Consider the following 19,310-nt stretch of genomic DNA (forward strand, 5'->3'; position numbering starts at 1 on the left):
TTAAAGGAGTAAAATTCTTCTATCCAATATCTTAGATTAACCGTTTTCAGGTTTGAGAAGGCTGCTTTTGCATCGAACGTTTCTAAACTTAGCATAGATTTTTAGAAATATGATAACAAAGGAGAAAATTGGAAAATATGAGGTTGAAAAATCAAATTGGAAAGAAACTATTGCTTGTATGGCTAATATGTATATTAAGTATTCCCGCTAGTGCATTTGGGAAAGAAGCAAATTCTCAATCAGATGATTTAGTTTGTCAGAAATTGGATGAGATAAAAAAGATCGATGCAGTGAGAACGCTTCACTCTCCTGACTTGCTCATCAATCGGTGCGGAACTTCCCTGGACCGCAAGCTTGTCGCTGCGACGGAAATGACAAACAGCTCAAACCAGGGTATAAAGGATCCTCTTACAGAAATTGCAAAACGGAAGAATCGATCTGTATTGACGGCCTTTAAGTTTGTACGAGATATGCAAATGGGTAATTATCAAAGTGCTCTTCAATCAACTTCGAGCGCTTTACAGAAAGGAATATCTGAACAGTGGATAGAAGCTTATTGGAACACACTTCCACTGCAATTAAATGCCGGTTCTTTCATTGGTTTCGGGGCAGTGGAACTAAAGAAATCAAATCCAGTTCATACAAATGTGGAAATTGGGCTCATTTTTGAAAAAGCAACCGTTCCAATAATGGTCAGGCTTGATCCATCAGGAAAAGTAGATGATTTTTTAGTAAACATCCAACTGAGTCCTACGGTTGCAGGAGAACCTTCATACAGTCATCCCAACTCATTTACTGAAAAGGAAATTGTGATAGGAGAAGGCCCCTTCGCGTTGCCTGGAACACTGTCTGTCCCTAAAGGAAAGGGACCTTTTCCGACAGTCGTCCTTGTCCAAGGATCAGGCGCTAGTGACAAAGATGAAACAGCCTATGCTTTGAAGCCCTTCCGTGATTTGGCACAAGGCCTCGCTTCCAAAGGAATTGCTGTTCTTCGCTATAATAAGCGGACGTTCGAGCATTCTGTAAAAACGATGACAGATCTCAATCATACCGTTGATAAAGAAACGACTGATGATGCTCTGCTTGCGGTACGCTTTCTACAAAGCGAAAAGAAAATAGATAATAGCCGAATCTACATTCTCGGCCACAGCCAAGGAGGCATGATGGTTCCTCAAATGCTCAATAAAGACGAGAGGCAAAACATTGCCGGCGCAATTGTCATGGGCGGCCCTGCCCGCACTATTCAGGATGTTGTCATGGACCAATTCGATTATCTCCTTTCCATCGGACAATTGACACCTGAGTTACATACGTTTATGAAAGGACAGTTTGAGCTTCTAAATGATCCTAATTTCTCCGGTGAAAATCCTCCTGTAGGATTCCAGCTGGGACAGGTGGTGTTCTGGAATTCCATCCGTAAAATCAAGGCTGCAGAAATGGCGAAGGAACAAACGGATCCACTTCTTATCATCCAGGGACAACGTGATTATCAAGTAGTATCAAATTTTGAAATTCCCATTTGGAAAGAACAGCTTGCGAATCGAAACAATGTAGATTATCGGCTTTATCCTAAGCTCAACCATTTCTTTACGGAGGGAGAGGGTACGATGAGCAGACCTGAAGAATATTTTATTCCAACGAACATCCCAGAATATGTGATCAACGATATAGCTGATTGGATCCAATCCAATCCGAAGTAAATCAATGTAATAAGTTGATAGAATCTAAGAACATGGTCGCTGAGCGACCATGTTCTTACGTTGTTGAAGGAAGAAGTTATCCATCAGAAAACTCCAAATTCTTGGGGTTTTTTATAGACTTCTAGATACATGGTTCTGGTGCAAAAACTCTAAAACTCTTGCAAGTAATCTCTTAAACTTGGACATACTGATACTATTACTCTAAAAAAGGTAAATTAGCTGAGCGTGCACAATTAATTCGTGGTATGCATAAAAATGGAATGCCTCTAGAAGATATTGCAAAATTCACTGGTCTAAGTACAGAAGAAGTACGAAAATTACTATTATAGTGTACGTAATTATGGAAGCTTTGCGAAAACGTTCGCAAAGCTTTTTTATCATATCTGGCGAGAAGATCCTCACCTCGAGCGCGAAGCAGATATGTGGAGGTAGTTAGCGGCAATTATTCCTGCAAATATGGCTATAAAAATTGCTGTCTAAAATGACATTGACATTACTATCCCTTTTATTGATAAAATGAATATCTTACTTATCGCAACTAGTAGCAAGGGAGAATGAGAGAGGTTGAATAAAGGTGGCACAGTGATAATGCATACCTGTTTAGAAGCGAAGTGTTATGATGGAAAAATATGGACGTGTAAAACAGATGAGTTTACAGCGTATAACGGTGCATCAGTAGTGTTTTTAGAAGGGTTTGTTGGATACTTTTCCACTAAATATTTACGACGTGTGGAAATACTAGAAACCATATAAAAACTTCATTCTAATATAAAACAAGCCCTGACTGAATAGGGGGGTGTCAGGGCTTGCGGGGCTTTTGAACAAGGATTATTAATTGATTTATGTAATGATTTTAACATATATATTAATGTAACAATGTATGTTGAATTTTACGATACTGTGAACAAAAACTTCATTTTGTAGAGAAATGAGGTGTAATGGTGTTTGGAAAAGTTATTCCGATTTCCATGAGGGAAATAATGAAAAATAAATGTGAAATGATAAGGAAAAGGAGAGTGGTACAAGTTCAATAAAAGAGTAGCTAGTAAAAGCTGACTATTCTACAATAGAAATATGGGGTCGCTTCGCTACAATTATTTGAAAATAGCTATAGTATAAACGGGATTTGAAATAATATGCAGTGGAGAGAAAAGGATAAGTAAATTTAGACTGTTCCAATTTGATTTTGATCAGCTACATCTGAATCAAATGTATTCGCACTACTTATACTGTTAAAGGTATTAAGAACAAAAGCAATGTCAGATGCGTCGGATCCGTTATAAAGTTTCGAATTTACTTTCAGGGATACATTATAGGGGTTACCATACATGCCCATCAACTTAAGAAAACAAATCCACCCCAAAACGAAAAAATGAGCCTTTTTATTACAAGTTAGGACAAAATCTCATTCTGGGGGAGCTGTATTTTCTTAGCTTGATAGCGATGTGGTAAGATCCCATTTACCGCAAATAAAAATTACTGATAACATCAATTGGTATTTTTAGGTGCATTTCATTAGTTAAAATTTACATTTTTAAAATATATTGATAATTTTACTATGATTTGCATTTTCGATAAGCATTCAACCCCTTTAAAGAATTTGATATTATGAAATTGAGTAATCTCGATCATCCTTTTCATTCTCTCATATGAAGTAAGTTTGATTAATATCATAAGATGAGGTTAATAGAATTGGAAATCAGGTCACTCCTTTTTTGTGTAATCAAATCGTATAAAATGGCTCAAAACTAACTTATCAAAAACATCGGGATTTTGAGATATTTATAGTAAGTATTGGTCAATTAGGAAAGGAATCTATAAATGCAAAATAATGTTAGCCGTAGTAGGAAAGTCTCGTTTAAAATATCTAGTATATATATTTTATCTAGTATTTTTTGGATTAGTATAACTGATTGGACATTAACAAAGTTTAATACATATGGTGTTGTTTGGATAAGTATTGGAAAAGGATGTCTTTTTGTTATTGCAACGGGATTTTTATTATATAAATTAATTCAAAGAAATATTAAAGATATTGAAGGTCGGGAGCAGCAGTTAAATAGCCTTATTGAAAATAATATGGATGCAATCATACATTTAGATTTAAATGGAAATTTTATATCTGTTAATGATGTAACCGGGAAAATAACGGGATATAGTGAAGAAGAGTTAACAAAAATGTCTTTTAAAGATCTTATAAACAAAGAAGATTTGTATAAAGTTCAAGAGCACTTTTTAGAAATAGGAAAAGGGAAGTCTTCAATGGTAGAGTGCAGGTGTATGATCAAAAGCGGACATTGTATACTAGTAAGCATGAAGAGTGTACCTATCTTAATAGAGGATAAAATGGTAGGCATTTTTGTAATTGTTAGAGATATTACAGAATTAAAAGATAAAGAGGAACTCATAAGGAAATCTGAAAAACTTTCGATCGTAGGTGAATTAGCTGCAGCAGTAGCACATGAAATTCGAAACCCCCTAACATCTATAAAAGGCTTTCTCCAGTTACTTCAATATAAGGATTCAGAAGATAAAGAGAAACATTATTATAACATCATGTTATCAGAAATCGAGCGTATCAATTTCATTGTTAGTGAATTTTTAGTACTTTCCAAACCTCAAGTTACTACCTATCAGAATGAAAATATCACATCTTTATTATTAGATGTAATAACTTTGCTTGAGACAATCGCCAATGTTAAAAATATAGGGGTCATGAAAGAGTTTGAACCGAACGTTATTTTGGTCAAATGTGAAAGAAATCAAATAAAGCAAGTTTTTATAAATATTTTTAAAAATGCAATAGAAGCTGTTCCAAATAACGGTAAAATATATATTAAGGTTATACAATTAAAAAAAGATAGCGTACGTATTCGTTTTATTGATAATGGGCCTGGGATCCCAAATAACTTAATATCTAAGTTGGGCGAACCCTTTTATACAACAAAAGAAAATGGGACCGGTTTGGGTTTAATGGTTAGTTATAAGATTATCAAAGATCATCAAGGAAGTATAAATATAAAAAGTGAAATGAATAAGGGAACAACAGTTGATATTATACTTCCAGTTTCCATAGGTGAATGAATTTTCTCAGATTAGTTCTAGAATACGCTGAGAGATGTAGAAAAAATTGATTCTAGAGTCAAAAAATATAAAATAGCTATCAATTAGATTAAAGTGAACCCTATTAGTGGGACATGAAAAAACACTGAAGTGACCCAATGAAATAAGACAAGGAAAAAACACCTCCGTATATTCGTATTTAATTTAAATGCGAATATACGGAGGTGTTTCTTTTGTGGGAACGAGAAAATCTTATTCAGAAGAAATTAAATGGAAAACAATCGAGCTGAAAAAACAAGGGTACACAAACAAAGAAATTATGGATCAATTAAGAATTAAAAATAAAGCACAGATTAAAACTTGGATGAAGTGGCATCGTGAAGGTGAAACGTATCGTTTTAGTCGGCCTGTAGGAAAACAATATTCTTATGGGAAGGGATTTCAAGAATTAAGTGAAATAGTACAACTACAGTTGAATAATAAATAATTGAAACCCAAATTACTTGTATAGGGAAAGTATCTGGAAATCTAAAGGCGTTGAAACCCATTCTAGTCGTTCAGCTATGGAATGAAGTGAAACATAAAATGAAAGCAAAAGAATTGTGTAAAGTGTTAGAATTACCGTGCTTGACATTTTACCGTTAGATAAGAATGGTACAGGGCTCTAAAAATAAAATTGAGGAGATAATTAAGAGAGTTTGTCTATGTCATAAGCCCTGTTATGGATATCAAAGAATTACAGCCGCCCTTAGAAAAATGAGGATTTGTATCAATCATAAAAATACGCATTATGAAACACCACCACTTATTATCAAGGAGGGTATTATTCTGTATTAATGATCCCGACTGGGTTCGAACCAGCGACCTCCACTCTGTCAAGGTGGCGCTCTCCCTGCTGAGCTACGGGGCAAACGTTGATTTAAAGGCATTTTCATGGATTTATGTAAGTGAAATTCTATTAAAAAAGCAGTGGTTATTGTAAGTTCTGTGACCATTTGTGACCACAAATTTATGTTCTTAACTGGCTGTATAATGGTAAAGGGAATGGGGTGACTCATTCCTTTTTTGTGTAGAGGGGCGATAGTTTTCACAATCAGAGGGGGACTTGCAGAGAGAATAAGCATAGGTTGGTTCAGACACATGGTATGGAAATGTTGAGTGTCCGAGAAGAAATATGAGAGCGTGAAGCCGAAATAGAAATAGAACCTTATGAATTAGGATTCTTGAAAGAGGAAGTTATGAACAATGGTACGAATTAGAATCTTACATTTTGTAAGTTATGGATTAAAAATATGATATATTAATATAGGGAATTTAAGGGGAATCGCGATAAAAGCTTTGAAATCTATGAAATTGAAAAAGAGATGAGCGCTTATGAGTTAGATTTCTTGAAGGAAGAGGTGATGCCATCATAATTTAATTGGGAAAGCAATCCAGAGTAAAGATTGAGGAAGTGAATACGTAATGAGTTTAGTATTAGCCTTTTTAATAGCTTGCTTGCTCGTTTGGATTCTGAAAGGGAACGCCAAGGAGGATGCGAAAGAAGCAAGAAATGAATTGGGACGAAAAATATTGTTGTGGGCATTGTTTTGGGTTGTCGCTATCTTGATACTTATATCAGTGGTGGCTGTACATGATTCTAATGTGCAACAAGTTCAAGAAGATAACTCATCATATTATACTCATAACAACACTCGTGATGATACTTCTGACGACAATGCTAATGACCCTTATGACAACAAGTATGATTGTGAAAAAGAGATGAGCGGAGTTTGGGTAGACAATCACTGTATCCGTGAACCAATGCCCAAGGTACAGGATAAAGGAGGGTTTATAGCACTAGAGGCAGGGGAATATGTCGTAGGAGAAGATTTCCCTGCAGGAGACTACCAATTGATTACTGCAGGTCGAGAAGGTAATTTCTTCGCATCCAACCCTAGTGGGGAAACTACTGCAGATATGTTTTTAGAGAGCCATGTATTTAACGACTGGTCTTGCTCTAATGGGGATAAAATCAAGACTCAAGTAGCTGTAAGACTAGTAAGGTACTAGCAGTCGCCAAATCGAGTAATAGGAGGAAGAGTAATGACTAGAAAAATAGGCATATACGTGACTACAGACAAAAACAACCCAAACATAACTAAAAGTATTAGCATTAATTTAGCGCCTAGCAGACGGAGAAGAGGAAGAGCATCGAGAAAAAGAAGCACGATGAGCGATACAGGGGAGACTATATTAGGATTCCTGTCATTGCTCTTCATATGGATTCCTCTACTATTGCTTCTAATATGGACATTCCCTAAATTCTTTGCAATGGTAGGGATTGCTCTTGCTACATGGATTGCATACAAGATTGGTTTAAAAATCTATTCAAGAAGATGGGATGGTAGATAAATGAATGACCAAATGAAAAAGACTATCGTAGCAAAATATTGGGCTAAGGAAAGGATGATGAGAACAATACTAAGTAGAGCCTGTAGTATGTGTGTAATACTCCAAATCAAAGTAGGATAAGAGGTAAACGAAAAGTTAAAGTTTGAAATTGAGATGCTATATAATACAAAAGTCTGCTTATGCTATGGTAATTGGAATACGTACGTATGTATTTTCCTTGTAAATAAAAAAGACTACGAATAATAAATCTATCCGTAGTCTTTTATTATTTTTATATTATTGTGAAGTAGTGGAAGTATCTGAATATCAATGATTAATTGAATGAAATATAGTACAAACAATAGGGCCATATTATTTAATTCTTTTTAGCCACAAACGTACTCAAATCACAACTTCCTCGCAATCCGCTCTACAACCTTCTCCAGCTCATCGGGCTTCAAAAACTCAATAGGGGAGAAACCTTTTTCAAATGTAAGCGAATCCGCTTCAATCATCAGTACATATTTATCATTAACTTTTGCAATATGAATCTGGTCTCCAAAATCTGCAAGCAAAGCCTTTACAGAAATATGGTCTGCCTTTAGCTTTAATTCGATCTCAGGGGTATGCTCTACAATTTGTGCGGTTGCTTCCATTACTTCTTCTGTTGTGAAATGCTCCATAATTTCACGCTTTGGACTTGCTGCCCATACTTCCATCGCTTGGTCGAATTGTTCCCGTTCTTCTGTACCTTCTTCAAAGACGTCTTCAATTTGGTCGTATACCATATCCATAACTTGTGTTTTCATAATTTCTGGCATGGAACGCTCGTATTCTACGAATTTTAAGAAGTCTTCGAAGTAGCGGGCGTGGGATGCTTGGTGGATTTTTAGTTCGCCACCTTCCACGATGCCTTCTTCTGGCATGTATGGGTATTGAATCGACTTCATGTTTTTCGTTGTGATTGCCATTTCGACGTTTCGGATTAGTGTTGCTTCATCAGAGATAGAAGCGACTTTTGGCTCGAAGTCACATTTCATCACAAAGACGAACGGATCGTCGAAGTATTTGCGAAGCTTTGCTTGAGCAACGAGAAATACACCGCCCCGTACAGCGCTTGTATCAATATATGTATAAACGAGCGGTTCGTTTACATCCTTGAATGTTTCTTTCGTTTCTGCAAAGCGAATGCGGTTAAATAGGTTGTAGTTCGGATTTGAATCTAGTTCATGTCCAACTTCAACGATAAAGCGGCCGATTTTTGTTGGTACTTGTTCGCTTTTGGGATGACGGTCTACTTTTCGTTTTGAGATTTTTAATAATTCACCGTCTAGAAAGTCTTTTAGCGGACTGTCTTCGTATTCTTCTGTATCTAACGTTTGAAAATGTTTATAGCGTTTATCTGCCTGTTCACCTTGTCCGTCTACTTGTACGACGTAAAAGGAGAGAAAATTGATTTCAAAATCCATGATTATCACCTTGTTTCGTTTCGTTAACTCTTTTCAGTATAGAGATGGAGAAAACATTCGTCAATTTAAGAAAGGGAGGGAGGACTCTTCCTTTCTTAGTTTTTTGCTTTATATATTAAAATTCATCTTCGTATGCTGTAAATGGAAGGTTTAATTTGTTTTCAACAACGCGTAGACGTTGAATTAGTCTATTTAAGCGGCGTGATTGACGTTCTATAACTTGTTGAAGTTGGTTTACTTCTCTAGCGCATTTACACGGCCGCCACTACCTGGAAATAAGGTGGAGGGCTTACTGTCTGCGAATAGCGGGATAAATTGGTTGAACCTATCATACTGTATATACGGGAGAGGATGGCCGACATGGTGGAAACCTATTATGACAGGGTACCTTTTCCTTCCGTATGGCTATTATAACGTTTTTCCTTAAAATGAGTCGTTATTCATTAGAAATTTACGTACTATTAATATAGTAAAATATTGATGGATAAAAATTGTCTCCAATGCGCTCATTGGTATATAATGGATAGAAAAGGTGGGTAAAATTTTTAACAAAGTTAAAGATTTTTTAGTAAATATATGTAGACATTTAAGAAAGAAAAGAGTAATTTAAAGTATGACAGAAATGTAACGATAATGTAATAAAAGTAATATTATGAAATAATGTGATCATACATAGACTTGTTTGAATTGGAAATAGAATAAGATAGAGAATAAAAGGAGAGAGTAGATTGTTACATAAGGTTCGAGGTTTGATGTTAGGAGCACTATGTATAAGCGTAGTTAGCGGATGTAGTCCGAAGGCTAGCGAGGTTACATTAGTGAGTGGTGCAAGTGGGAATGTTGCACAAGCTAAAGAAGAAGTAAATAAAAGTATAAGTTTAGTAGATGGAAGAAGTGGAAAAGAAGTAAAAAAAATCGATTTAGCAAGTTTAGGCTATTTTGAAGATGAGAAGAAATTTAAAAAGGAAGTTACTAAGGTTGTTAGCGAAATTGGAAAGAGTATTGATACAAAGATGGTTCCTTCTCGTATGACAAGTGATGGTAAATGGATAGAAGGAAAACCCTCTTATGAATTAATGGAAAAAGAGTTAATCGATCAATTGACGAATGTAGGGTTGTGGGATTCTTCTTATCAGCTGCCGATTGTGGAGAAAAAGCCTGTAGCAACACAAGAAGATGGAAGTGGCAACGGAGCAGTTTTAGGGAGATATGAAACGAATTTAGGAGGTTCTACGGGAGGTAGAATAGAAAATATTCGTTTATCTGCAAGCACTGTCAATGGAGTTGTATTAGGAAAGGGAGATAGATTTTCCTTTAATGCTTTAGTAGGTGATACAACACCTGATAAAGGGTACCAATTAGGAAAAGAGATTGTAGATGGTAAATTAGTAGATGGTTATGGCGGTGGTGTATGCCAAACTTCTTCTACGCTGTTTAATGCTGCAGATCAAGCAGGATTAACAATGGTAGAGAGATCAACACATTCCAAACAAGTAGGCTATGTACCTAAAGGCAGAGATGCAACGATTGCGTATCCTTATTTAGATTTAGTATTTGAAAATCAAAATGATACCCCAGTTAAGCTTGTGATGTATATAGAAGGCCAGAAATTGATCGCAGAGATACGTGCTGTAAGATAAAGTAAGACCCTTACTGATGGGAATTTTCACTTTATAAAGCAACAGAAAAAAGATTTCAGTACTAAGCTGAAATCTTTTTTTGTTCGTACATATCGTTTTATTCGCCAAATATTTGTTTGAAATGATGGTTCATATGTTCAATATAATCAGTAACTAGCCATTCCAATGTTACTATGTTTTGATTTTCTGTTTTACATGGAAGCTGCCATTGTTTTTCTGTAACATTGGTTAGAAGTTTTAAGATTCGTTTGTTTAATGAAATCCATAAATGTAGTATTTCTTCGGTTGAAAATGTATGCTGATAATTATGTACTTGCATCCATAAATCTTGATTATAGCCATGTATTGTAATAGGTTCTTTAGAAATGAGAATATCAACAAAACGTTTATGGTTCACACTCGCAGAATCACATAGGTGGCCTAATATTTCCTTTTTAGACCATTTAGATGGATTAGGTTTATCATCCACATGAGAAAGAGAGTCAAACTTAGTAGGTACACTACAAACAATACTCTCTAATTCAGATGCTAATGTAGGCATGGGAGTTCCTCCTGTTTAAGGATTTTCATATGAATATATCGTTACTTCATATGTTATAGTTCAATCCAATATCTTTTTATAACATTCCCATCTTCTTCGATATAGTTTGAATCAGGTATACCGCCATTTTTAATAATGGTTTTTTCAGAACCGACATTATTCTCATCACAGACAACAAGAGCTTTTTGAATGCCTAATCCTTTCGTTTTTTCTAATGCTAAAGCTAACAGAGTAGTAGCGTATCCTTTTTGTCTTTCAGAAGGGCGAATACCATAACCAATATGTCCGCCACAATTCAATAATTTTTCTGTTAATTGGTGGCGGATATTCACAGCACCAACAATTTTTTTATTTTCTGTAACCAACCAATAAGTGGAATCGGGTACCCAGCCTTCAGGAATATTTTCACCTTTTTCTGAATCTAGTAGAAACTGAATCATTCCATGAAAGTCTGAAGGGTCTTTACTAATGACCCATGGTACCATATCCTCGCCGCTATCTTTCCACTCTTGATAGAAATCTAAGTATTCATTTTGTAATGTAAGTGTAGGTTTTACTAATGTAATATTCATTTTCATACCCCTTTTGTAAAGAATATTTATAATATTAACATAAATGCATTTCTATTTATATTATGAATTTTTAAGGATGCCAGTTTCCTTTTTGCTTTTTTGACATATATAGATAATTGTTTTTTTACGGCAATAAATAGTGCGGGAATTATAGAGTATATCAAAAACGAAGAAGCGAAAGAGGTATATGATCAATTTTTGCAGTATATCATTACTAGGTTGGTCTATATTGCACATATGTTGAATCCAGAATTCATTATTATTGGAGGCAGAATGACTGAATTAGGTGAGACGTTTTTAAAACAAATTCAAGAGCGATACCACCAAGCAGTGATGAGCATATACTAAGGAAAAACTTACGGAGTTACATAACGATAATGGGGTGTATGGAGCTTGTTAATTGGCAGTGGAGTCATGGAAGAAAGAAATCAAGATAATAATTGAAAAAGCTTTTTATAGAAAGCAGAATACTCCTTTCACAAAAACAGCCATCTTCATTAAAAAACGATGATGGCTGTTTTTATTTGTTAAATTTTACCCCTCACTAACGGGTAGTAAGATTCTGATTGGTTTAACTGACCATCAGTGGGGGATGGGATCAAGAAAATCCTATTGATGGAAGTTTCACTTTATCGAAATGATCCTTTGAGATAGGTAATTTTGTATTTTTTGATTTTGTAATTTAAATTTTGCCTTGGAATTCCTAATTGTTCACTTGCTTTGGTAATATTTCCTTGGGATTCATGTATTGCTTGTTCAATCATGACCCGTTCAAGATGCTCAATTTGTTCCGGCAGGCTTTTGAAAAGAATTGAATGTTCTTGAATGGATGGTTGATTGATTTGTTGAATCATTTTGTTTTTAAATGTAGGAGAAAGATGTTCAAATGAAATGGCGCTTTCATCGTAAATCAAGTTTAAAGCTCCCTCCAGCGAATGCTCCAATTGTCTAACATTACCTGGCCATTGATAGTTCATGAAAAATTGATAAACATCTTCATCGACCTCTGTGACGTTAACACCTAAGGAAGTAGAATGTTTGTTGATGAAATACTCTATTAAAGTAGGTATATCTTCTTTTCTATTTCGTAAGGGAGGAATTACAATATTTACTACCGCTAACCGATAATAAAGATCTTCTCGCAGTTTCCCATTGGCTATAGCCTCAAGAGGATCTTCATTAATTGTAGTAATAACTCGCACATCGATATCTAAAACTTTAGATGAACCTAAGCGTTGAAGTTTTCTTTCTTGTAAAACACGAAGTAACTTTGCTTGAAGGTTCGTTCCCATAGAATTAATCTCATCAAGCAATAAAGTTCCTCCGTGAGCTTCTTCAAACAGTCCTGCTCTATCTGTTGCTCCGGTAAAGCTCCCTACACTTGTTCCAAATAACAATCCTTCAAGCAATGACTCAGGTAATGCTGCGCAATTTTGGGCTATAAAGGGCTTGTTTTTCCGCGGGCTTTCATTATGAATGCTTTGAGCAAATAATTCTTTTCCCGTACCAGTTTCACCGAATATCAAGACGTTTGAATTAGACCGTGCAGCTCTTCTTGCTTGTTCAACCGTCTGTCTCAATTGTTTGCTAGAAAATATAATGTTATCAAATTGGAATCTTGTATTGTTTTTTCGAGCTAACATAGAATCGGAAGGAGCAGAACTTCCTTTTGTTTGTTGTTGTAATTGAAAAATGGTTTCAGTTAATTGTTTTTGCTTTGTAATATCAGTTGCAATTTCTAAAGCTCCAACTTTTTTATTCCCTAGAAATAAAGGAACGGTTTTTGAAAGAGTTGTGACCGATTTTCCATTGGTAGTAAAATGATTTTCTCGATGGCTGAGTGTCTTCCCTGTGTTCAAAGCCGTAAGAAGGGTACTGGAATTTTCCTCCATTGGCCATATATCTAATATTCTTTTATTTCGTACCGATGCAGGTTCAACCGTATCAATTTCTCCCATTTTTCGATTGTAAAATATAATTTTTCCTTGTTGATCAATTGCCGTGATTCCTTCTTCAAGTTGATCTAATATTACTTCGTATAAATGCCTTGTTTCATTCATTTGTTGAAGTTGATATTGCAATTGTTGAATCTGGGTATTGTCTTTGAGATTAAGAAGGTAGTAGACAGTTTCAGAATCGATTTGGATAACTGAAGTATTTACAATTAACTGCCGGGTACCAAGAGAAAGTGTGATGCCTGTTTTCTCTTTTTTGAACTGAAAACTTTTTTTCAATTCCTCTGCAGGGAAAATTTCATGGATAGAAGTTCCGATTATGTTACTTGGACTTGATGAAAATAAACGTGCAGCAGATCGGTTTAAAGAATGGATTTCTCCTTGTTCACCAGTGAGAATCATACAATCAAAACTGGAATTCCAAACCTTATGTAAGGGAAGAAAGGAAAAATCAGTCATTGCGTTCACCACCTTTATAAATATTCAATAGAATAGAGAAAATATAAATAATCTGAATATTTATAATTATACCAAAAGTGATAATCTGATTCTTAAATTTTTTTTCCGGCGGTCATAGAAAAATATTTTTCGATGAATATTTTTCATTTGGAGAATATTTTTCGTATTTTTATTTTAAAAATTCTGATAAATATTGATATAATTAGTATTTTTTATTTGGCATGAATGTTGCATAGAGAATAATTAAAAAATTAGAGGAGGTTATTTATGAATAAAGTATCTTTACAACATATTCATGCTATTGATGTACATGCTCATCCTTTTGTTGCTAATCAAGAACCTTATACAGTAGAGGAATTCGTTAGGAAGCTATCTTTATCTGTTATACCTACCCGCGCGACAAACAACTATATGCAAAATAAGAATCAACCTTTTCCGGGAATTAATATGTGGGTTCAGATTTTGATTCAACGACTTGCAAAATATTTTTCATGTGAGCCTAACCTGGTGGAAGTAGTAAATAACAGAAATAAATATGCTGGTGATTTTAGGAGATATACAAGGAATTTGTTTCAGGACGCTAAGATTACTGGAGTTGTAACTGATTTTGGATATCCAATGCCAATGTTAAATAAAGATGAGTTTGCAGATCTGTGTGGGTCAAAAATATGGGAAATTCATAGAATTGAACCTGTTATGGTTCATTTATGCAAAGAATGTGATCGTTTTGAGGAATTTAGTGAAAGGTACCGTCTAGATTTAAGACAAGCTTTACAGAAATCTGATGTTATTGGTTTAAAATCGATTATTGCGTATAGAAGTGGACTGGAAATTTCAGAGATGAATGAACAGATGGCTCGGGATCAATACCAAGAATTTCAAGCGAACGATCGAGCAGAAGTGAAAGCTTTTCGTGACTATTGCCTTCATATTGCGATGGAAGAATGTACAGATGCAGATAAGGTTATGCATATCCATACTGGTATTGGAGATGGAGAAGTTGTTTTGCCGAAAGCGAGTCCGAGTTTTTTAATAAACATGCTTAGGGATAAAAAATACATCGATACGAAGGTTCACCTTGTTCATGGGGGATATCCTTGGGTTGAGGAAGCGGCTTTTATTGTAAGTATTCTCCCAAATGTTTATATGGATATTTCGTTGCAAAATCCTTTCGCTGGTCATGGAGTTGAACGAATCCTTTCTCAAGTGTTTGAATTTGCTCCTTTCGATAAGGTCATGTATGGGTCAGATGCTTTTACTGTGCCTGAAATGAATTGGTTTGGAGTGCATTTATTTAAGGAATGTTTTGAGAAAGTTTTAAATAATTGGGTTGATTCTGATTATATGAATGTAGAGACAGCCCAATGGATTGGCGAAATGGTTTTGTTTAGAAATTTTGAAAGGGTTTATAAAAAGAATCTGCAATTGAATATTAGATAGAGGGAGGAGCTAGAGATGTCAATCGAACAATTCGGTTATAAACAGGAATTAAAAAGGACATTAACATTTTGGGATCTTGTATTTTATGGGCTGATTTTTTTGGTTCCTATTGCTCCATTTGGTGTGTTTGGCTATATCTCTGACACTTCGAAGGGTATGGTCGCCCTAACTTATATCATTGGTATGATTGGAATGATTTTTACGGCCCTGAGCTATGCTAAAATGTCCCAAGCTTTTCCGATGGCAGGTTCCGTTTACACTTATGCACAAAGAGGGATTAATGAGTATGTTGGTTTTCTTGCTGGTTGGGGAATCTTGCTAGATTACATTCTTGTACCTGCTTTAACTTATGTTGTCAGCGCAGTTTCATTAGCGGGAATGGTTCCAGAAGTGCCGGTTTGGTTTTGGTTGGTTCTCTTTATTTCCTTTAATACCTTCATTAATATTCGCGGGGTAGAATTTACCGCAAAAGCAAATAAAATTATTTTGGTTTTACAATTTATGGTTTTAGCTATTTTTCTAATATTCGGGCTGGTTGCTTTATATAAAGGAGTAGGCGGTACTAGTCTAACAATCAAGCCTATATATGATTCTAGCAAGTTTAATCTACACATGGTTATGGGGGCAGTTTCAATAGCAGTGCTATCCTTTTTAGGTTTCGATGCTATTTCCACACTTTCTGAAGAAGTAAAAGGGGGTAACAAAATTGTAGGTAGAGCTACAGTACTTACTTTGTTGATTGCAGGCGTATTGTTTATATCTCAAACATGGGTCGCAAGTGATCTTATCCGCGGATTAAAAATTGAAAATTTAGATACAGCTTTCTATCAAGCAGCTGAATTGGCTGGGGGGAGCTGGCTGAAAAATTTGACACTCATTGCGACAGTGTTTTCTTGGGGAATTGCCAGCGCACTTGCATCTCAGGCAGCCATCTCCCGACTTCTTTATTCCATGGGGCGTGACCGTAAACTACCTTCTGTATTCGCAAAAGTTCATCCGAAATTTCAAACACCATATATTAGTACTTTTCTAGTCGCTATTGTTTCTTTTTCTGTAGGAATGGCGTTTGAAAATAGCATTGGGATGTTAACGAATATTGTTAATTTTGGAGCGTTGATCGGTTTTCTTATATTGCATATTTCGGTAATTAATCATTATATCATTCGCCAAAAATCAAAAAAATTTATTCAACACCTTGTATTTCCTCTTTTTGGGTTAATTATCATTGGTTATGTAGTGTATGGAATGGATCGGCTTGCGATTGAAATTGGATCTGTTTGGCTTCTAATAGGGGCCGTATATATGTTTGTGCTTCAAAAAGTGAAAGCAGGGAAGATAGAAATTAAAAAAGGGGGTTCTGAACACATTGAAAACCATTGAAAAACAAGACATAGAATTGAGTGAGGAAATGACGGAACAATTGACTCGTATTCGAAGACATATCCACCAGTATCCGGAACTTTCCTTTCAGGAATACGCTACGTGCGAGTATATCATTTCATGCTTGCAAGAATGGAAGATTCCGTACGAAAAAGTTGGAGAAACAGGGATTGTCGTTGATATTATTGGAGAAATGGGAGAGGGATTGCATATTGGGGTGCGGGCAGACATCGATGCGTTGCCGATTGAAGAAAAAACGGGCCTTTTCTTTTCTTCTCAAAATCATGGAGTCATGCATGCTTGCGGGCATGATGGCCACACCGCTATTTTATTAGGAACAGTCTATCAGTTATTTCAATTCAAACATAGATTTAGTGGACGAGTCCGTTGTATTTTTCAACCGGGTGAGGAAGCAGATGGCGCAGCAGAAGAAATGATACAAAAAGGAGTGTTGGAGAATCCTTTGATCGATGAAATGATTGCTCTTCATTTATGGCCCCATTTACCATTCGGAACCGTTGGTATCAAGCACGGTGCCATTACAGCTTCTTGTGATAATTTCGTGATTGAGATAGTGGGAAAAGGAGGGCATAGCGCACGTCCGCATCAAGGTATTGATGCTATTGCCATTAGCGCTAATGTTCTTCAGGCTCTTTCTCTTCTTGTTACGAAAAGCCATAATCCTATCGAGCCTGTAGTGATTCATGTCGGGAAAATTCAAGGCGGGACGGCAAGTAATGTAGTTGCGGATCAGGTAGTCCTAGAAGGAACAACAAGAACCATAACTATGGAAACGAGACAGAAGATAAAATCACAAATTATTCAACTGGTTAAAGGTATAGTGAATTCGTATGGAGCCAAAGCCAATGTTACATATACATATAGCCATCCGCCGGTGATAAATGACGAAGCATTAACTCATAGCATCGAAGAAGGAATAAAGGAATTATTAGGTGCGAATTCAGTTTATGTATTGAAAGATCCTTCAATGGGTGCAGATGACTTTGGTGCATTTGCTGTAAAGGTTCCGAGTACCTATTTCCGATTAGGTATTAGACAAACAGATCAGCCTTGTTATGATTTACATCATCCTGAGTTTCAATTTGATGATCAGATTATTTCAGTGGGCGTTAAGATCTTTACTTATAGTGTACTAAGAAGATTACTAAAAGGGGGGCAATCAACATGTTAACAAAAGAAAATGTTTTAAAAATCGTCGAACAAGAAAATATTGAATTTATTCGAGTGGAATTTTTAGACTATGCTGGCATGACGAGAGGAAGAACAATCCGTGCTTCTCAACTTAACAGCGCAATGGAAAAAGGAATTAACTTTAGTACAGCAATTATGAGTTTCGATTGTTTTGATGAATATATTCCCAACCCTACGTATGGAGCAAACGATGGAGATTTCTTTGCGGTACCTGATCCAAGTACTTTCGCTATCCTTCCTTATCGGAAAAATACAGCAAGAATGCTTTGTGATTTAGTTGATGAAAACGGAGAACCATGGGAGGGATGTCCAAGAAGCGCATTGAAACGCCTGCTTTCGGAAGCAGAAACACTCTTAGGCGGAAACATGTATATGGCATTTGAACAGGAAGCCTATTTACTTAAAGAAATAGATGGAAAACTAGAGCCAGCAGATAAAAGCCATTGTTTTTCTACAGATGGCATAGACATTCAAGAAGATTTTGTTCAAGATTTTGTTTATTCCTTGGAAAAGATGGGTGTTCAAACAGAACAAGTTTCCAGCGAGTATGGCCCTGGGCAATTAGAGATAAATTTGAAATACGCTCCTGCTTTGAAAGCGGCGGATGATCAAGTAACATTTATGCATTTATTTAAACAAATTGCTAGGGATAAGGGGATGATAGGCACATTAATGCCTAAACCGTTCCAACACTTACCGGGAAATGGACTGCATGTTCATATTAGTATATTTGATAAAATTGGTGAGAACATCTTCCAAAATACCACAGATTCAAGAGGGTTAGATATGTCTGAAAAAGCCTATCATTTTATAGGTGGACTTTTAAAACATGGAGCATCTCTAATTGCAATCGGCGCCCCGAGTATTAATTCGTATAAACGGATGCAGTCCGGATCTTGGGCACCAGCCCACATCTGTTACGGAGCCAGAAATCGCTCAGTACTAGTAAGAATTCCTGACAAAGCAAGAGCAAGAAGATTTGAATTTCGGGGTGCAGATGGAACGTGCAATCCATATTTGCTTGCAGCTTGTTTAGTAGCTTCGGGTCTCCATGGGATTCAAAACAGAATGGATCCAGGTGAACCGATGGATGTGGATATCAGTAAGTTAGATGATATTGAATTAAAAGAAAAAGGAATTTCTTGGGGGCCGAGAAACTTAAATGAAGCAGTAAATCATTTAGCAGAAGACACAATCTTGGCTGAAACTATTGGAAGGTCAATCTGGGAGGAATTTATTAAAATTAAAAGATCAGAATGGGATAAATATATTAGACAAGTAAGTGATTGGGAATTAAGACTATTCTCTTCCAGGTTCTAAATAAAAAGATGCGGTTGAGAAGGGAATCTGTAAATACTTGAATCATTATAAAAAAGTTGTTCTTATATTGATTCTCACAATCTCAAAAGTGCGGGCATATCCTCAAAAAATAGTAAATATACTATGAGATAAGGTTTCTACCTTATCTTTTTTTTATCCCGCTATTCGCGGGCAGTAAGACCCCCA

The 19,310-nt window shown here is 35.9% G+C and carries 18 protein-coding genes, 1 tRNA gene and 2 pseudogenes; 14 read left to right on the forward strand and 7 right to left on the reverse strand.

Annotated elements, in window-relative coordinates; translation table 11 throughout:
* The first annotated feature begins 137 nt into the window (after positions 1-137).
* The 3 genes and pseudogenes from AB1279_RS10460 (at position 138) to AB1279_RS10470 (ending at position 2,453) form a co-directional block, all read left to right on the forward strand.
* Positions 138-1,700 (forward strand): alpha/beta fold hydrolase, encoded by a 1,563-nt coding sequence (locus AB1279_RS10460; protein WP_429758672.1) that lies wholly within the window; start codon positions 138-140, stop codon positions 1,698-1,700.
* Between the two features lie 224 nt (positions 1,701-1,924).
* A pseudogene (locus AB1279_RS10465) lies at positions 1,925-2,029 on the forward strand (Rpn family recombination-promoting nuclease/putative transposase); the annotation flags it as partial.
* Positions 2,030-2,288: 259 nt separating this feature from the next.
* Positions 2,289-2,453, forward strand: coding sequence for a hypothetical protein (locus AB1279_RS10470; RefSeq protein WP_429758673.1), 165 nt, complete (start codon positions 2,289-2,291; stop codon positions 2,451-2,453).
* A gap of 412 nt (positions 2,454-2,865) precedes the next feature.
* Here AB1279_RS10470 and AB1279_RS10475 read toward each other — a convergent pair whose 3' ends face one another.
* A complete protein-coding gene (locus AB1279_RS10475) occupies positions 2,866-3,036 on the reverse strand; it encodes a spore germination protein (protein ID WP_429761344.1) in 171 nt (56 codons plus the stop codon).
* A 485-nt stretch (positions 3,037-3,521) separates the two neighbouring features.
* On the opposite strand from AB1279_RS10475, the gene AB1279_RS10480 reads away from it, so the two are divergent.
* From AB1279_RS10480 to AB1279_RS10490, 3 genes are all read left to right on the forward strand, one after another.
* Positions 3,522-4,784 carry an ATP-binding protein gene (locus AB1279_RS10480; RefSeq protein ID WP_429758674.1) on the forward strand — a complete coding sequence of 421 codons (1,263 nt, stop codon included), beginning with the start codon at positions 3,522-3,524 and terminating at the stop codon, positions 4,782-4,784.
* A 214-nt stretch (positions 4,785-4,998) separates the two neighbouring features.
* Positions 4,999-5,250, forward strand: a complete 252-nt coding sequence (locus AB1279_RS10485; protein WP_429758675.1) for a hypothetical protein — start codon at positions 4,999-5,001, stop codon at positions 5,248-5,250.
* Positions 5,251-5,414: 164 nt separating this feature from the next.
* Positions 5,415-5,600 (forward strand): IS3 family transposase, encoded by a 186-nt coding sequence (locus AB1279_RS10490; protein ID WP_429758676.1) that lies wholly within the window; start codon positions 5,415-5,417, stop codon positions 5,598-5,600.
* A gap of 3 nt (positions 5,601-5,603) precedes the next feature.
* Here the strand turns inward: AB1279_RS10490 and AB1279_RS10495 are convergent.
* A tRNA-Val gene (locus tag AB1279_RS10495) sits at positions 5,604-5,670 on the reverse strand.
* A 557-nt stretch (positions 5,671-6,227) separates the two neighbouring features.
* Here AB1279_RS10495 and AB1279_RS10500 point away from each other — a divergent pair.
* Together AB1279_RS10500 and AB1279_RS10505 are read left to right on the forward strand one after the other, a co-directional pair.
* Positions 6,228-6,815: a hypothetical protein gene (locus AB1279_RS10500; RefSeq protein ID WP_429758677.1), complete on the forward strand. Its 588-nt coding sequence runs from the start codon at positions 6,228-6,230 to the stop codon at positions 6,813-6,815.
* Positions 6,816-6,848: 33 nt separating this feature from the next.
* Complete coding sequence (locus tag AB1279_RS10505; RefSeq protein ID WP_429758678.1) at positions 6,849-7,157, forward strand: hypothetical protein; 309 nt, start codon at positions 6,849-6,851, stop codon at positions 7,155-7,157.
* A gap of 386 nt (positions 7,158-7,543) precedes the next feature.
* Here the strand turns inward: AB1279_RS10505 and AB1279_RS10510 are convergent, their stop codons facing one another.
* Both AB1279_RS10510 and AB1279_RS10515 read right to left on the reverse strand, forming a co-directional pair.
* Positions 7,544-8,605 carry a DUF3900 domain-containing protein gene (locus AB1279_RS10510; RefSeq protein WP_429758679.1) on the reverse strand — a complete coding sequence of 354 codons (1,062 nt, stop codon included), beginning with the start codon at positions 8,603-8,605 and terminating at the stop codon, positions 7,544-7,546.
* Between the two features lie 115 nt (positions 8,606-8,720).
* Positions 8,721-8,938, reverse strand: a pseudogene (locus tag AB1279_RS10515) (hypothetical protein); the annotation flags it as partial.
* Between the two features lie 395 nt (positions 8,939-9,333).
* On the opposite strand from AB1279_RS10515, the gene AB1279_RS10520 reads away from it, so the two are divergent.
* Entirely contained in the window at positions 9,334-10,245 is a 912-nt protein-coding gene (locus AB1279_RS10520; RefSeq protein ID WP_429758680.1) for a VanW family protein, read from the forward strand.
* A 97-nt stretch (positions 10,246-10,342) separates the two neighbouring features.
* Here the strand turns inward: AB1279_RS10520 and AB1279_RS10525 are convergent, their stop codons facing one another.
* Positions 10,343-10,786: a DinB family protein gene (locus tag AB1279_RS10525; RefSeq protein ID WP_429758681.1), complete on the reverse strand. Its 444-nt coding sequence runs from the start codon at positions 10,784-10,786 to the stop codon at positions 10,343-10,345.
* 53 nt (positions 10,787-10,839) lie between these two features.
* The gene (locus AB1279_RS10530; RefSeq protein WP_429758682.1) at positions 10,840-11,358 is read right to left on the reverse strand and encodes a GNAT family N-acetyltransferase; all 519 of its coding nucleotides are present in this window, start codon (positions 11,356-11,358) and stop codon (positions 10,840-10,842) included.
* Positions 11,359-11,556: 198 nt separating this feature from the next.
* Between AB1279_RS10530 and AB1279_RS10535 the strand changes: the two genes are divergently transcribed.
* Complete coding sequence (locus AB1279_RS10535; protein ID WP_429758683.1) at positions 11,557-11,706, forward strand: hypothetical protein; 150 nt, start codon at positions 11,557-11,559, stop codon at positions 11,704-11,706.
* 281 nt (positions 11,707-11,987) lie between these two features.
* Here the strand turns inward: AB1279_RS10535 and AB1279_RS10540 are convergent, their stop codons facing one another.
* Positions 11,988-13,772 carry a sigma 54-interacting transcriptional regulator gene (locus tag AB1279_RS10540; RefSeq protein ID WP_429758684.1) on the reverse strand — a complete coding sequence of 595 codons (1,785 nt, stop codon included), beginning with the start codon at positions 13,770-13,772 and terminating at the stop codon, positions 11,988-11,990.
* A 267-nt stretch (positions 13,773-14,039) separates the two neighbouring features.
* On the opposite strand from AB1279_RS10540, the gene AB1279_RS10545 reads away from it, so the two are divergent.
* Genes AB1279_RS10545 through AB1279_RS10560 form a run of 4 tightly spaced genes read left to right on the forward strand, consistent with a single transcriptional unit; the run spans position 14,040 to position 19,124 of the window.
* The gene (locus AB1279_RS10545; protein ID WP_429758685.1) at positions 14,040-15,212 is read left to right on the forward strand and encodes an amidohydrolase family protein; all 1,173 of its coding nucleotides are present in this window, start codon (positions 14,040-14,042) and stop codon (positions 15,210-15,212) included.
* A gap of 15 nt (positions 15,213-15,227) precedes the next feature.
* Positions 15,228-16,592, forward strand: coding sequence for an APC family permease (locus tag AB1279_RS10550; protein WP_429758686.1), 1,365 nt, complete (start codon positions 15,228-15,230; stop codon positions 16,590-16,592).
* The gene (locus tag AB1279_RS10555; RefSeq protein WP_429758687.1) at positions 16,579-17,784 is read left to right on the forward strand and encodes a M20 metallopeptidase family protein; all 1,206 of its coding nucleotides are present in this window, start codon (positions 16,579-16,581) and stop codon (positions 17,782-17,784) included. The genes AB1279_RS10550 and AB1279_RS10555 overlap by 14 nt, the downstream gene beginning before the upstream one ends.
* A complete protein-coding gene (locus AB1279_RS10560) occupies positions 17,778-19,124 on the forward strand; it encodes a glutamine synthetase family protein (RefSeq protein WP_429758688.1) in 1,347 nt (448 codons plus the stop codon). Before AB1279_RS10555 ends, AB1279_RS10560 begins: the two co-directional genes overlap by 7 nt.
* The last annotated feature ends 186 nt before the right edge of the window (positions 19,125-19,310 follow it).

This window comes from Bacillus sp. S14(2024), from assembly GCF_050473785.1.
Taxonomy (GTDB): domain Bacteria; phylum Bacillota; class Bacilli; order Bacillales; family Bacillaceae_G; genus Bacillus_A; species Bacillus_A yunxiaonensis.